At 71.0% G+C, this 13558-nt stretch carries 11 protein-coding genes; 7 read left to right on the forward strand and 4 right to left on the reverse strand.

What is annotated here, in order from left to right; translation table 11 throughout:
* The first annotated feature begins 73 nt into the window (after positions 1-73).
* The 3 genes from ACFWXQ_RS20785 to ACFWXQ_RS20795 all read left to right on the forward strand — a co-directional run bounded on the left by ACFWXQ_RS20785 (position 74) and on the right by ACFWXQ_RS20795 (position 2093).
* A complete protein-coding gene (locus ACFWXQ_RS20785) occupies positions 74-607 on the forward strand; it encodes a PadR family transcriptional regulator (protein WP_383938275.1) in 534 nt (177 codons plus the stop codon).
* Positions 608-714: 107 nt separating this feature from the next.
* The gene (locus ACFWXQ_RS20790; protein ID WP_383938272.1) at positions 715-1032 is read left to right on the forward strand and encodes a hypothetical protein; all 318 of its coding nucleotides are present in this window, start codon (positions 715-717) and stop codon (positions 1030-1032) included.
* 194 nt (positions 1033-1226) lie between these two features.
* The gene (locus tag ACFWXQ_RS20795; RefSeq protein WP_383938269.1) at positions 1227-2093 is read left to right on the forward strand and encodes a hypothetical protein; all 867 of its coding nucleotides are present in this window, start codon (positions 1227-1229) and stop codon (positions 2091-2093) included.
* Between the two features lie 249 nt (positions 2094-2342).
* Here ACFWXQ_RS20795 and ACFWXQ_RS20800 read toward each other — a convergent pair whose 3' ends face one another.
* Together ACFWXQ_RS20800 and ACFWXQ_RS20805 are read right to left on the reverse strand one after the other, a co-directional pair.
* Positions 2343-2525 carry a hypothetical protein gene (locus tag ACFWXQ_RS20800; protein ID WP_189843769.1) on the reverse strand — a complete coding sequence of 61 codons (183 nt, stop codon included), beginning with the start codon at positions 2523-2525 and terminating at the stop codon, positions 2343-2345.
* A 105-nt stretch (positions 2526-2630) separates the two neighbouring features.
* Positions 2631-3674: an acyl-CoA desaturase gene (locus ACFWXQ_RS20805; RefSeq protein WP_383949962.1), complete on the reverse strand. Its 1044-nt coding sequence runs from the start codon at positions 3672-3674 to the stop codon at positions 2631-2633.
* Positions 3675-4034: 360 nt separating this feature from the next.
* Between ACFWXQ_RS20805 and ACFWXQ_RS20810 the strand changes: the two genes are divergently transcribed.
* The 3 genes from ACFWXQ_RS20810 to ACFWXQ_RS20820 all read left to right on the forward strand — a co-directional run bounded on the left by ACFWXQ_RS20810 (position 4035) and on the right by ACFWXQ_RS20820 (position 9639).
* The gene (locus ACFWXQ_RS20810) at positions 4035-6824 is read left to right on the forward strand and encodes a DEAD/DEAH box helicase (RefSeq protein ID WP_383949960.1); all 2790 of its coding nucleotides are present in this window, start codon (positions 4035-4037) and stop codon (positions 6822-6824) included.
* Entirely contained in the window at positions 6821-8092 is a 1272-nt protein-coding gene (locus ACFWXQ_RS20815; RefSeq protein WP_383949957.1) for an SWF or SNF family helicase, read from the forward strand. The genes ACFWXQ_RS20810 and ACFWXQ_RS20815 overlap by 4 nt, the downstream gene beginning before the upstream one ends.
* A 206-nt stretch (positions 8093-8298) precedes the next feature.
* Entirely contained in the window at positions 8299-9639 is a 1341-nt protein-coding gene (locus ACFWXQ_RS20820; protein WP_383949954.1) for an esterase-like activity of phytase family protein, read from the forward strand.
* A gap of 46 nt (positions 9640-9685) precedes the next feature.
* Here ACFWXQ_RS20820 and ACFWXQ_RS20825 read toward each other — a convergent pair whose 3' ends face one another.
* A complete protein-coding gene (locus tag ACFWXQ_RS20825) occupies positions 9686-10288 on the reverse strand; it encodes a hypothetical protein (protein ID WP_383949951.1) in 603 nt (200 codons plus the stop codon).
* A 453-nt stretch (positions 10289-10741) separates the two neighbouring features.
* Positions 10742-11908, reverse strand: coding sequence for a xylose isomerase (xylA, locus tag ACFWXQ_RS20830; RefSeq protein WP_383949949.1), 1167 nt, complete (start codon positions 11906-11908; stop codon positions 10742-10744).
* A gap of 189 nt (positions 11909-12097) precedes the next feature.
* On the opposite strand from xylA, the gene xylB reads away from it, so the two are divergent.
* Positions 12098-13543, forward strand: coding sequence for a xylulokinase (xylB, locus tag ACFWXQ_RS20835; RefSeq protein ID WP_383949946.1), 1446 nt, complete (start codon positions 12098-12100; stop codon positions 13541-13543).
* The last annotated feature ends 15 nt before the right edge of the window (positions 13544-13558 follow it).

Consider the following 13558-nt stretch of genomic DNA (forward strand, 5'->3'; position numbering starts at 1 on the left):
TCCTCCAGGAGAATACATCGGATCCGATGTATTGCCACTTCGATGTACCACGAGGGTGAGGCAGAATACGGGCATGCTGGAACTCGCCATCCTCGGTTTCCTGTACGACACCCCGCTGCACGGCTATGAGCTGCGCAAGCGCATCACCGCGCTCGCGGGCCATGTCCGGCCCGTGGCCGAGAGCACTCTGTATCCGGCGATCAAGAGACTGGAGACGGCCGGTCTGCTGGCTCGCGCGACGGAGCCGGGCGCGGTGGCCGCCCCGCGTCACGTCCTCACCCTCACCGAGGACGGCAGACGCGACCTGCGCCGCCGGCTGACGGAACCCGTACAGCGCGACATCACCGACGAGAACCGCTGGTTCACGGTGCTCGCCTTCCTCCGCCATCTCGACGACGCCACGGCCCAGGCCGCCGTTCTACGGCGACGGCTCGCCTTCCTCGAGGAACCGGCGAGCTTCTTCTACGAAGGTGATCGACCGCTGCGGGCCGAGGAGTTGGACGACCCGTTCCGGCGCGGGATCCTCACCATCGCGCGCGCCACGAGTCGGGCCGAACTGACCTGGCTGCGGTCCATGATCGACTCACTTGACCCGGCTGGACGGTGACCGCTCCACAACCCTGTCCTCTTCTGAAGTCGAAGCTTCAACTCTACGTTGAGTAGCAGCACATGAACGATCGGCTACGGCAACCGCACAGGGGGAAGGTGGCCCGCATGTCCGGCACATTGGCCAGACTCTGGAAGTTCGTTTCACGCCCGCGACCGATCGAGTCCCCGGAGCATCCGCCTCCGGCGAAGCGCCGTCCGGAAAAGCGCACCCACAACCTGTTCGAGGCCGCCGCGGCGTACGTGTCGGCGTGTGCCGAGGACGACCAGGACGGCATCGACGAAGCCGCGACCTGGGTGTCACCGGAGGCGCTGTCGTTCGGGGTGAACGAGTTGGCCTGCCGGGCTGTCATCGCACTCGCGCGGGAGCGCGACGAGTCGCCCACGGTGGTGGCCCGGACGCTCCTCGGCCTGCCCGCCGCCTGACGCCGGCGAGCACCAGGTCGATGCCCGAGGCGGCCCCGGGCGAGGGCAGACGCGCGACGGGCGGGGCGGCGAACAGTGGTCGTTTCGCCCCGTCCAGGGGGACAACCGCAGCTCCGTACGCATTCGGGACCCGTGACAAGCGCCGCGGGGGCGCATTAGGGTGCGCCGACGGACGTAGCGATGGGGAGGCAGGGATGGCCGGGACGGACGATGAGGCCGTCGCCGCCGGGGACGACGACGCACTGTATGTGCTGACGGCGGTGCTCTTGACGCCTCCACAGTTCCCCAGCGTGCTGGGCGACGACTACCCGGAGGCGTGCGCGGCTCTCGGTCTCGCGCCGCTCGCCGACGGGTACGGCCTGGTCCTCGGCCAGGACGGGGACGGGTCGCGGTGGACGGTTGTCATCGACGACGTCTCGCTGGTGGCTGTCGCCATCGCGTCCTGGGACTGCGGCATGGAGTACGACCTGTCGCCGGACGAGCGCTCGATGGTCGCGGCGCTGCCCGGGTGGCCGCTCGCCGTGGCCGTGGCGGCGCCCGGTGTGCCCGCCCCGCACGATCCGCCGCCCGACATCGCGGAACAGGCGCCGCTGTCCCCGCCTGACACGTCCGCCTGGGGCCCGGCTCAGCGGCGTCTGGGCGCCGACGAGATCGCCCTCCAGTGGGCGGCGTGGCGTGAGCAGATCGACGACAAGGAGTTCGCCGGTCAGGACGGCGGGGCGTCGGCGGAGCAGGACGCACAGGCCGAAGGGGCCGACAAGGCCGAAGAAGCCGGCGACAGCGGGAACGCACCTCTCACCGGCGTCCAGCGAGTCCTCGCGGAGGCTCGCTCGTATGTGGACTCGGCGCCTCCCCTCGGCCGAGTGCGGTCGTCCTTCGCCTCGGGTGACGCGCGGACGCTTCGGGCCGACGGGCCGGGCTGGTCGATGGTGGCGAGGACCGACGACATCGCCTTCGTGCTCCTCGACGAGAAGCCCGGAGAGGTTCTGCCGGTCGGCCGCGGGCCTGAACTGCCCGGGCTGCTGGAGGCGCTGGACAAGATCGCCGTACGTCCCAGCTGAGCGCGGTGGATCGGTGGGAGGCTGCAGGCGGCCGCCTCTGTCGTGCGTGCTACGGGTCGGCGTCCGTACCCACGTCGTGAGTGCTACCGGTCGGCGTCCGACGCACTCACGACGTGGGTACGGACGCGATCACGACGTGGTGACAGCTGGGCGCGCGGCCGCCCGCGGGCCGTGCCGTCGGCAGGCCCGTGAGCGGCGACATGGTCAACTCCTGCGCCCTGGAAGGGAATCGACCGGATCCGCCCCGCCTCAGCGGCCCAGCTCCTTGCGGGAGACGCGGCGCAACCTGCGCCGCTGTGAGGGGTCCAGCGTCAGATACGCTGCCGTCGGAACTCCCAGGACGATCAGGAGGGCAGCCCACCAGGGCAGCCAGATGAGCAGGAGAAGCCCGACCGCCACACCCCCTGCGGCGATCTTCGCGTTCTTCGACATGTGCGTAGCCTCCTTCGCGGCCACTGCCGCTCTCTGTCTTGAGAACGGGCCCGCGTTCCCTGCAGTTCCAGGCCGCGACCCTGATACAACCCTGAGTCGCGCCCCCTACTCGACCCTGAGCGGTTCCCCGACCTCGTACATGTGCCGCAGGGCCTGACGGTAGGAGTCCACGAGTCCCGTCTCCGCGTAAGGGATACCCAACTCTCGGCAGTGTGCGCGCACCAGAGGCCGGACGAGCTTCAAATGGGGGCGGGGCATGCTGGGAAACAGGTGATGCTCGATCTGATAGTTGAGGCCGCCCAGAAACCAGTCGGTCACCGCACCCCCGCGGATGTTGCGCGACGTGAGCACCTGGCGACGCAGATGCCCCCACCCCTCACCATCCGGGTCGGGCATCTCCATGCCCTTGTGGTTCGGCGCAAAGGCCAGGCCCAGGTGCAGCCCGAAGAGCGCCTGGTGGAGCGCGGCGAAGGCGAGGGCCGTACCGAGGGGCATGGAGGCGAGCAGCAGCGTCACGTACCCGGCGACGTGCGCCACCAGCAGGAAGCCCTCGACCACGCGTTCCCGCGGGGGCTGTCGACGCAGGTCCTGGAAGCCGTGGACCTTCAGGGCGATGCCTTCCAGGAGGGTGAGCGGGAAGAAGAGCCAGGCCTGGTTGCGGGTGAGCCAGCGCCGGAAGCCGCTGCGGTCCGCGGCCTGTCCACTGGTGAAGACCAGGACGTCGGCCACGACGTCGGGATCCTTGTGGATGTGGTTGGGGTTGGCGTGGTGCCGGTTGTGCTTGTCGTTCCACCAGCCGTAGCTCATCCCGAGCAGCAGATTGCCGTGGATGAGCCCGATGAGGCGGTTCATCGAGCGGTTGCCCGCGATCTGGGAGTGCCCCGCGTCGTGTCCTATGAAGGCCGTGCGGGCGGACATCACGGCGAGCAGCGGGGCCAGGAGCAGCACCCACCAGGAGTGGCCGATCAGGACGACGCCCGCGACGACGCCGGCCAGGACCAGCGCGTTGGCTGCGACGGCCAGGGCGTACCAGCCCTGCCTGCGGTCGAGGAGACCCTGCCCCTTGACGGTGCGCAGGAGCGGAGTGAACTCGCTTCCGGCGGAGACCCTGGGAGGGCGTTCCGCGACGGCTGAGACGTTTTCGGGCATGGCGGGACTCCGGTCTCTGGAGGCTGGAGGAGCAGGCTGGAAGAAGCGCGCTGCGGCGAACCGGCCGCGGGGAACGCCGACCTCAGGAAACGTACGGATCGGCGACCCTGGGCGACCATGGCGCCACCCCCCGTGTCCGGGCGGGGGACAACCTCGGCCGCCGGGTGGACCTGACAACACCCCCGGGAGAGAGTGGCCCGCGTCACACCAATTGACGGCCACAGAAAGTTACTCGTGCTGTATCCTCGGCGACCTTGACCCCAGGTAGTCAAATTTGAGGAACGCGTCATCGCTGTGCAGAGGATTCCTGCGGCAACTCCCTCCGAGATCTCCGAACTGGCCCGTTGCTGTGCCGTTTTCATGCCTGCCGATCCGGCCCGTACCGGCTCCGTCGCCTTCTGGATGCCCGACGGTGAGGGCCCTCCCGCGTTCGACTCCGGTGCTGTCGAGGAGCTGACGGTCGCCCTGCCCGGCGAGGACGGTGTCGAGCTGGTGACCGTGCCGGCCGTCGTGCTGCCGGTGCGGGCCGCTCTGCCGGTGCTCACGCGCGCGCGTGCCGTTGCGCACGCCCACAGGGCGACCGCCTTCTGGGGTGCCGCGGCCGTGCTCGCGCTCCAACTCGCCGCGCGGGGGCTGCTGCTGCCCGGCCTGAGCACCGGTGACCACGACGCGTGGCGTGCGGGGCCCCTGGGGGCGGCGGACCTGGGGCGGATGCGCGAACTGGCCGCCGCGATGCCGCCGCACGCACACGCGGTGCCGGTCGACGAGGCGGAGCCGCTGCGGCTCCCCGATCCCGAGTGGCTGCTGCGTGCCTTCCTGGACGCGGTCGCCGACACGCTGCCCCGCTCCCCCGCAGCGACGCTCGCGGCGGGCGGCCGCGCCTTCGCCGCCCCCGAGCCGCAGCACGTGCCCGAGCAACGTGCTTGGGCCGCCGACGTGGCCGCGGGGCACGACGCCGGCGTACGGATCTCGCTGCGCGTCGAGGTGCCGGGCCTCGCATCGGCCGTGTCGGACGAGACCCGGCTGCCGTTCCGCGCGGTGCCACAACTGCACAGCGTGAGCGATCCGGCCCTGCTGGCGGACGCGTCCGAGGTCTGGGGCGGCACGAGCCCGGCCTTCGGTCCGCGCGCGCGGATGGACGCCCTGCTCGCGTTGCGTCGCGCCGCACGGGCCTGGGCCCCGCTCACTCCCCTGCTGTCGGCGAGCGTGCCCGACTCGATCGAACTCGCCGACGAGGAAGTCACCGAGCTCCTCGGCGAGGGTGCCCGATCGCTCGCGGCCGCCGGTGTCGAGGTGCACTGGCCAAAGGAACTGGCTCACAAACTGACGGCCCGCGCGGTCATCGGTCCGCCGGACGACGAGCGCGACCCCGACAGGCTGTCGTCGGACGCGCCGACGTTCCTGTCGGCCGACGCGCTGCTGGCCTTCGACTGGCGGTTCGCCCTGGGCGACCAGCAGCTGACACGACAGGAACTGGACCAACTCGCCGAGGCGAACCGCCCCATGGTGCGGCTGCGTGACCAGTGGGTGCTCGTCGACCCGCAGGAGGTCCGTCACGCCCGCACCCAGCAGGATCGCAAGATGACGCCCGTCGACGCACTGAGCGCCGTCCTGACGGGTTCCACGGAGGTCGACGGCCAGAGGGTCGACGTACGGCCCACGGGGTGGCTGGCGACCCTCCGGGACCGCCTGTCGGATCCGGAGGGGCAGGAGCCCGTCGGGCAGCCCGCCGCGCTGGACGCGACCCTGCGCGACTACCAGTTGCGCGGGCTCAACTGGCTCGCCCGGATGACCTCGTTGGGTCTTGGCGGCTGTCTCGCGGACGACATGGGCCTGGGCAAGACGATCACGCTGATCGCGCTCCATCTGCACCGGCAGACCGACGAGTCCGCCGCGGGACCCACGCTCGTCGTCTGTCCTACGTCCCTGATGGGCAACTGGCAGCGCGAGATCGAGCGGTTCGCCCCGGGCACTCCTGTCCGCCGCTTCCACGGTGCGCGGCGGAGCCTCGAAGGGGTGGCCTCCGGCGAGTTCGTACTCACCACGTACGGCACGATGCGGCTCGATGCACCACGGCTGGCCGAGGCGCCCTGGGGCATGGTCGTCGCCGACGAGGCACAGCACGTGAAGAACCCGTACTCGGACACGGCCAAGCAGCTACGGACGATCGGCGCCCACGCGCGCGTGGCGCTCACCGGCACTCCGGTGGAGAACAACCTCTCCGAGCTGTGGGCGATTCTCGACTGGACGACACCGGGTTTGCTGGGCCGGCTCGGTACCTTCCGCAACCGGTACGCCAAGGCGGTCGAGGACGGGCAGGATCCGGGGGCGGCGGACCGGCTCGCCCAGCTCGTGCGGCCGTTCCTGCTGCGCCGCCGCAAGTCCGGCCCGGGCATCGCGCCCGAGCTGCCGCCGAAGACCGAGACCGACCGTGCCGTGTCTCTCACCAAGGAGCAGGCGGGGCTGTACGAGGCGGTGGTCCGCGAGACCCTCGCCGAGATCTCGGGCGCCGACAACATGGCGCGGCGCGGACTGATCGTGAAACTGCTGACCGGGCTCAAGCAGATCTGCAACCACCCGGCGCAGTTCCTCAAGGAGGACAGGCCGAAGATCCCCGGGCGCTCCGGAAAACTGGAGCTGCTGGACGAGTTGCTCGACACGATCCTCTCCGAGGGAGCATGCGTTCTGGTCTTCACGCAGTACGTGCGGATGGCACGCCTCATCGAGCGGCACCTGAGCGCACGTGGGGTCGCCTCGCAGTTCCTGCACGGGGGTACACCGGTGCCCGAGCGCGAGGCCATGGTGGAGCGCTTCCAGGACGGCGAAGTGCCTGTCTTCCTGTTGTCGTTGAAGGCTGCGGGCACGGGCCTGAACCTGACACGGGCTGAGCATGTCGTGCACTACGACCGCTGGTGGAACCCGGCCGTCGAGGCCCAGGCCACCGACCGGGCGTACCGCATCGGACAGACGCGGCCGGTGCAGGTGCACCGGCTCATCGCCGAGGGAACGATCGAGGACCGCATCGCCGACATGCTGGTGCGCAAGCGGGAGTTGGCGGACTCGGTGCTCGGGTCCGGGGAGGCGGCCCTCACCGAGCTGACCGATACCGAACTGGCCGACCTGGTGGAACTGCGAGGAGGCACCCGATGAGTGACCCGTACGAGAGCACCCCGGAGCGCACCTTCGCCGCGCTGCCGCCCGCGCACGGGAGGGGCTTCGCGCTGACCTGGTGGGGGCAGGCCTGGCTGAAGGCCCTGGAGGACGCGGCGCTGGACTCCCAGCAGGTGAAGACGGGACGGAGGCTGGCCCGGGCGGGAGCCGTGGGTGCCGTGTCGGTCCGCCCTGGGCGCATCACAGCGGTGGTCCAGGACCGCGACCGCACCTCACACCGCGCCGACGTCCTGTTGCAGGAACTGTCCGAGGAGCAGTGGGACCGCTTCCTGGGCATGGCCGTCGAGCGGGCCGGGCACATCGCGGCACTGCTGGACCGCGAGATGCCGACGCATCTCGTCGAGGACGCGGCGGCCGCCGGTGTCGAACTCCTTCCGGGTCTGGGCGATCTGGAGGCGCAGTGCGACTGCGGCGCGTGGGACCACTGCGGTCACACGGCGGCGCTGTGCTATCAGGTGGCGCGGCTGCTGGATCAGGACCCGTTCGTGCTGCTTCTGCTGCGCGGTCGCGGTGAGCGTGAACTGCTGGACGAGCTGCAGGTGCGCAGCGTCCCCCGGACCGAGACCGAGGCTCCCGGGCAGGAGGAGGCCTACGAGGGCGTGGACGCCGCCGAGGCGTACGCGGACGGGGACATCCTGCCCCCGCTGCCCGACGCGCCGCCCATGCCCTCAGAGCCGGGGCTGCCGCCCTCCCTGGACACGGAGACCGATCCGGCGTCCGGGGTCGATCCGGCCGCGCTGGAGTTCCTGGCGACGCAGGCCGCCCGCGAGGCGCACCGGCTGCTCACCGAGGCGCTCCGGGCTGGCCACGGACAACGCTCGATACCGGCTGAGTTGACGCTCGCGCAGGACGCCGTGCGGCTGGCCTCGGGTGTTCCCGACACTTCAGTGGCGGGCCGACTCGCGGAGGGGTCGGGTCGCGACCGCGAGGCGATGGCTCTCGCCGTCCGCGCCTGGGAACACGGAGGCACGGCCGCGCTCGACGTGCTGGAGGTCGACCGGCCGGCGGAGGCGGAGACCCTCGCACGCGCGCGTGCCGCCCTGGAATCGGCCTGGGAGGAGGACCAGCGACCCGCCCTGCGCGCGTCCCGCAATCGCTGGACCGTGGCAGACGGCCGGACACAGCTGCGTCTGGGGACGGACGGCCGTTGGTGGCCCTATCGCAAGGAACGGGGGCGTTGGGCTCCCGCGGGTCCCGCGTCCCAGGATCCGGCGACCGCGCTCGCTCTGGCGGAGGGGCAGGAGTGACGGCTGCCTGACGGGCACGCAGGACATGCAGGGCGCGCAGGACATGTAGCAAGGCATGGAAGGCACTTGGAGCGTACAGAGCACCGGAACCGGCACCGTCCACCGGATGAGTGGTGGACGCCCGGTGTTCACTCTCCGGCCGTGCGGCGTTCGGGGCGGGGGCGAACTCTGGCCGCTGTCACCGATTTCGTGCCTCAGGAGGCCCCATGTCCCCGTACGCCGCAGGCCGGCGCAGCGTCCACCGTTCCGTCGCCGCTGGCGTGCCGCTCGCCCTGCTGGCCGCTCTCACGGTGGCGGGCACCGCGGTCGGTGCGCCCTCCGGGGAGGCGCGTGTCACGGGTTCTGCGACGCTCGGCGACATTCCGCTCGGCACGTTCAGCAACGCGCTGTTGCCGGGCACGGTGGGCGACGACCGGGGCGTGGATCTCGGCGGCATCGGCAGCGACATCTACCCCGCGGGCCGCAAGGGCGAGTTCTGGACGGTCACCGACCGCGGCCCCAACGGCCAGATCAAGGTGGCCGGGGAGAAGCGCCGCACCTTCCCCGTGCCCGGCTTCGATCCGGCGATCGTGAAGATCCGGGTGTCCGGCGACTCCGTGAAGGTGCTGGACGCGATCCCGATCACCACCTCCTCGGGGAAGCCCGTCACGGGCCTGTCCAATCAGAAGGGGCGCGACGAGGCGCCGTACTCCTACGACGCGAAGACACCGCTCTCGTACAACCCGAACGGGCTGGACACCGAGGGGATCGTGCGGGCCGAGGACGGCAGCTTCTGGCTCGTGGACGAGTACGGGCCCTCGCTGATCCATGTCTCCGCGCGCGGGAAGATACTCACCCGGTACGTACCCAAGGGGCTGGGCCTGACCGGTGCGGACTACCGGGTGGTCGAGGCACTGCCCGCCGTCCTGCTGCACCGGAAGATCAACCGCGGCTTCGAAGGACTCGCCCAACTGCCGGGCGGGGACCTGGTGATGGCCGTACAGAGCCCGCTGTCCCTGCCGGACACGGATGCGGGCGAGGCCTCGCTGACGACACGTCTGCTGCGCTTCTCGACGAAGAAGCAGGCGGTCACCGCCGAGTACGCGTACCGGTTCGACCCGGTGAACGTGGTCGACCCGAGCGAGGACGACACCTCCGAGCTGAAGATCTCCTCCGTGGTGTCCGTCGGCCGCGACCGGCTACTCGTCGAGGAACGCACCGACAAGGCCGCCCGGTTGCAGGTCGTGAAGCTGACCCGCGGCGCGAACATCCTCGGGGACAAGTGGGACCGCGACACGACGACACCCTCCCTGGAGCAGCTCGACGACCCCGCGGCCTCCGGCGTTCCGGTACTGCGCAAGCGTCTTGTCGTCGACCTGGGTGCGGTGAAGGGAGTCCCCGGGAAGATCGAGGGCGTCGCGCGCGTGGATCACGACACGCTGGCGCTCATCAATGACAACGACTTCGGGATGACGGACGGGCCGGAGGCCTTCGACGCCCAGGGACGGCTGGTGGACAGCGGCATCGAGACCACCGTGACGTACGTACGGCTGCCGCGCGGGATCTGAATTGCCGCCTCCGCTCGGCGTTTTCACACCTCCACGCGTGCGTGCCTCACGTCAGCGGTTTGGTGAGCTTGCGTTTTCCGGCACCCACGTCCGCGGCCAGACTGCAGGCGACCTTGTCTATGCCGAGCTTGAACCCCGTGGGGTCGGGATACTGCACCAGAGTGCCCCGCACGGTGCCGGCAGGCTGCTTGGCCGCCTTGGTGTCCAGGGGTTTCGCGCAGAGGGCCGATGCCGCCTTCTTGAGGGCGGCATCGGTCGTGTACGTGCCTTCCAGTTCGGCCACCTTCACGACCTCGGCGTCGTGCGCCGCGCGGCACGAACGCTTCGCGGCCTGGCCCGGCTTGGTGTCGTCGATGTTGAAGCAGTCACCGGTTTGCAGCATGTAGTACGGCACGTCGTCGCCCGCGAGGGACGGGAGCAGCGAGTCCAGGTCGGTCGGGACGTCGCTGGGCAGACGGGACGGCACCCCGGTGGGCAGGGAGGGCAGTTCTGAAGGGATGCTCAGCGACGGCGTCGGCAGTCCCCCTGCGGTGGAGTCGTTCTCCGACGGCGACTTCTTGCCGGACGAACCGTCACCGCTGGTGGCCACCAGGGCGACCGCGGAGCCGGCGCCGAGGGTCACGATCACCGCCAGCACGAGGAGCAGCACCCGGCGGCGCCGTCCAGGACCGCCGGGGCGCCCGGGAGGCGGCGACGGTGGCGGTGGGGGTGGCGGTGGCGGCTGCCAGCCTCCGCCGCCGCCCTGCCACGGCGGACCGTTGCCTCCGGGAGGAGGGCCGTAACCCGCTGGCGGAGGTCCGAAGCCTTCGGGCAGCGGGCCGAACCCACCGCCGCCCGGAGGAGGCGTGTTGTCCGGCGGCCGGGGAGGCTGGGGCGGTAAGGGCGGCGTGGCCATACCGTCAAGAGTCGCCTCGAACCGGTCACGATGCGACCCCTGCGCGGAACTTGATACGGACTCATGGCATGGATCGCATGATTCCGGAGGATTCCGCGCAGGAGTTCCCGGGCGGGCTCCGACTGGGTTCCGACCGGTCGGAACCGAACGGAAGTCGAATGGAACCGAACGAAATCCGAGCGGAAGCCGACCGCAAGCGGTGCGGAATCAGCCCCGGGCGCCCAGCAGGTGGTCCATGGCCAACTGGTCCAGGTGCTCGAACGCCATCCCGCGCGCGGCGGCCGTCTCCGCGTCGAAGTCCTCGAAGGCCGCGCGGTCCGCGAGCAGCGCCTGGAGACCGTCCGAGGCGGTGGGCTGCGCCAGTTCGTCCAGACGCGAGGCACGCAGGGCCTCCTGGACCTCGGGGTCGGCCCGGAAGGCAGCCGTCCGCTCGCGCAGGATCAGGTAGTTGCGCATGCAGCCGGCGGCCGACGCCCACACGCCGTCGAAGTCCTCGGTCCTCGGCGGCTTGAAGTCGAAGTGCCTCGGACCCGCGTAACCGGCCGTCTCCAGGAGGTCGACGAGCCAGAACGCGGACCGCAGATCGCCCGCTCCGAAGCGCAGGTCCTGGTCGTACTTGATGCCGGACTGGCCGTTGAGGTCGATATGGAAGAGCTTGCCCGCCCACAGGGCCTGGGCGATGCCGTGCGGGAAGTTCAGCCCGGCCATCTGCTCGTGGCCCACCTCCGGGTTGACGCCGTACATCTCGGGGCGCTCCAGGCGCTCGATGAACGCCAGGGCGTGACCGACCGTCGGCAGGAGGATGTCGCCGCGGGGCTCGTTCGGCTTCGGCTCGATCGCGAAGCGCAGGTCGTAGCCCTGGGAGGTGACGTACTCGCCGAGGAGGTCGAAGGCCTCCTTCATGCGGTCGAGCGCGACCCGTACGTCCTTGGCGGCGCCGGACTCGGCGCCCTCACGGCCGCCCCAGGCGACGTAGATCTGCGCGCCCAGCTCCACGGCCAGGTCGATGTTGCGGATCGTCTTGCGCAGGGCGTAACGGCGTACGTCCCGGTCGTTGGCGGTGAAGGCGCCGTCCTTGAAGACGGGGTGCGTGAACAGGTTCGTGGTGGCCATCGGCACGGTCATACCGGTCGTGTCGAGAGCCTGCCGGAAGCGCTTGATGTGCGATTCGCGCTCGGTGTCCGAGGACCCGAAGGGGATCAGGTCGTCGTCGTGGAAGGTCACTCCGTAGGCGCCGAGCTCCGCCAGGCGCTGCACCGACTCGACCGGGTCCAGGGCGGCCCGGGTGGCGTCGCCGAACGGGTCCCTTCCCTGCCAGCCGACGGTCCACAAGCCGAAGGTGAACCTGTCCTCGGGGGTGGGCTGGTAGTTCATGCCGCGGCTCCTTGCTTGCTCCGACTATTTCGTCATGGCACTTAACAAATTAGTATGCGGAGGCATCTCTGGGAAGAGACAAGATGTCCTCGAACGGGGACGAGGAGTGGAAACCGTGCCGAGTGGGCCCGGATCCACCCCGAAAACACCAGGTCAGATCCCGCGGAGCCGCGGAAGAGGGAGAGCCCGATGTCAGCAGCCGAGGGTCCGCTCGTCGTCGGCGTGGACACGTCCACCCAGTCCACCAAGGCCCTGGTCGTGGACGCGGCCACCGGCGAGGTCGTGGCGAGCGGCCAGGCGCCGCACACCGTCTCCTCCGGAGCGGGTCGCGAGAGCGATCCGCGGCAGTGGTGGGACGCGCTGCGCGAGGCGCTGCACCAGTGCGGGGACGCGGCACGCGAGGCCGCCGCGGTGTCCGTGGGCGGCCAACAGCACGGCCTCGTCACGCTCGACGCCCAGGGCGACCCGGTACGTCCGGCCCTGCTGTGGAACGACGTGCGCTCGGCGCCACAGGCCCGCCGTCTCGTGGAGGAGCTGGGCGGCCCGAAGGCCTGGGCCGAGCGCACCGGCAGTGTGCCGGGCCCGTCCTTCACGGTCACCAAGTGGGCGTGGCTCGCCGAGCACGAGCCCGACTCCGTGCGCGCGACGGCCGCTGTGCGACTCCCCCACGACTACCTCACCGAGCGCCTCACGGGGCTGGGCACGACCGACCGCGGCGACGCCTCCGGTACGGGCTGGTGGGCGTCCGGTACGGAGGCGTACGACGAGGAGGTCCTGCGCCATGTGGGGCTCGACCCCGCCCTGCTGCCCCGGGTGGTCCGGCCCGGCGAGGTCGCCGGAACCGTGCGCGACAGCGGCGACCTGCCCTTCTCCAAGGGCACGCTGGTCGCGCCCGGCACCGGTGACAACGCCGCCGCGGCGCTGGGACTGGGGCTGCGCCCGGGTACTGCGGTGCTCAGCCTCGGCACGTCCGGAACCGTGTACGCGGTCTCCACGCGCCGCCCCGCCGACCCGACCGGCACCGTGGCGGGTTTCGCCGACGCGCGCGGCGACTGGCTGCCGCTGGCATGCACCCTCAACTGCACGCTCGCCGTGGACCGCGTCGCCGCTCTGCTGGGCATCGACCGCGAGGCCGTCGAGCCGGGCACGAGCGTGACCCTGCTCCCCTACCTGGACGGCGAGCGCACTCCCGACCTGCCGCACGCCTCGGGCCTGCTGCACGGGCTGCGGCACGACACGACACGCGGGCAGCTGCTCCAGGCCGCGTACGACGGGGCGGTCCACTCGCTGCTCGGCGCGCTCGACCTCGTGCTCGACGAGGACGCGGACCGTTCGGCACCGCTGCTGCTCATCGGCGGCGGCGCGCGGGGCACGGCCTGGCAGGAGACCGTACGACGGCTGTCGGGGCGACCGGTTCAGGTGCCCGAGGCCAAGGAACTGGTGGCCCTCGGTGCCGCCGCGCAGGCCGCCGGCGTGCTGACCGGCGAGGATCCGGCGGCGGTGGCCCGGCGCTGGGACACGGCCCGCGGGCCGGTGCTGGAGGCCGTGGAGCGCGATGAGGCGGCGCTGGCGCGGATCGCCGGGGTACTCTCCGACGCGGCCCCGCTGCTGGAGCGGGAGGCTGGTCAGCGCTGATGCCCGCGCCCGAGG

The organism is Streptomyces sp. NPDC058697 (assembly GCF_042715345.1).
Lineage (GTDB): Bacteria > Actinomycetota > Actinomycetes > Streptomycetales > Streptomycetaceae > Streptomyces > Streptomyces liliifuscus.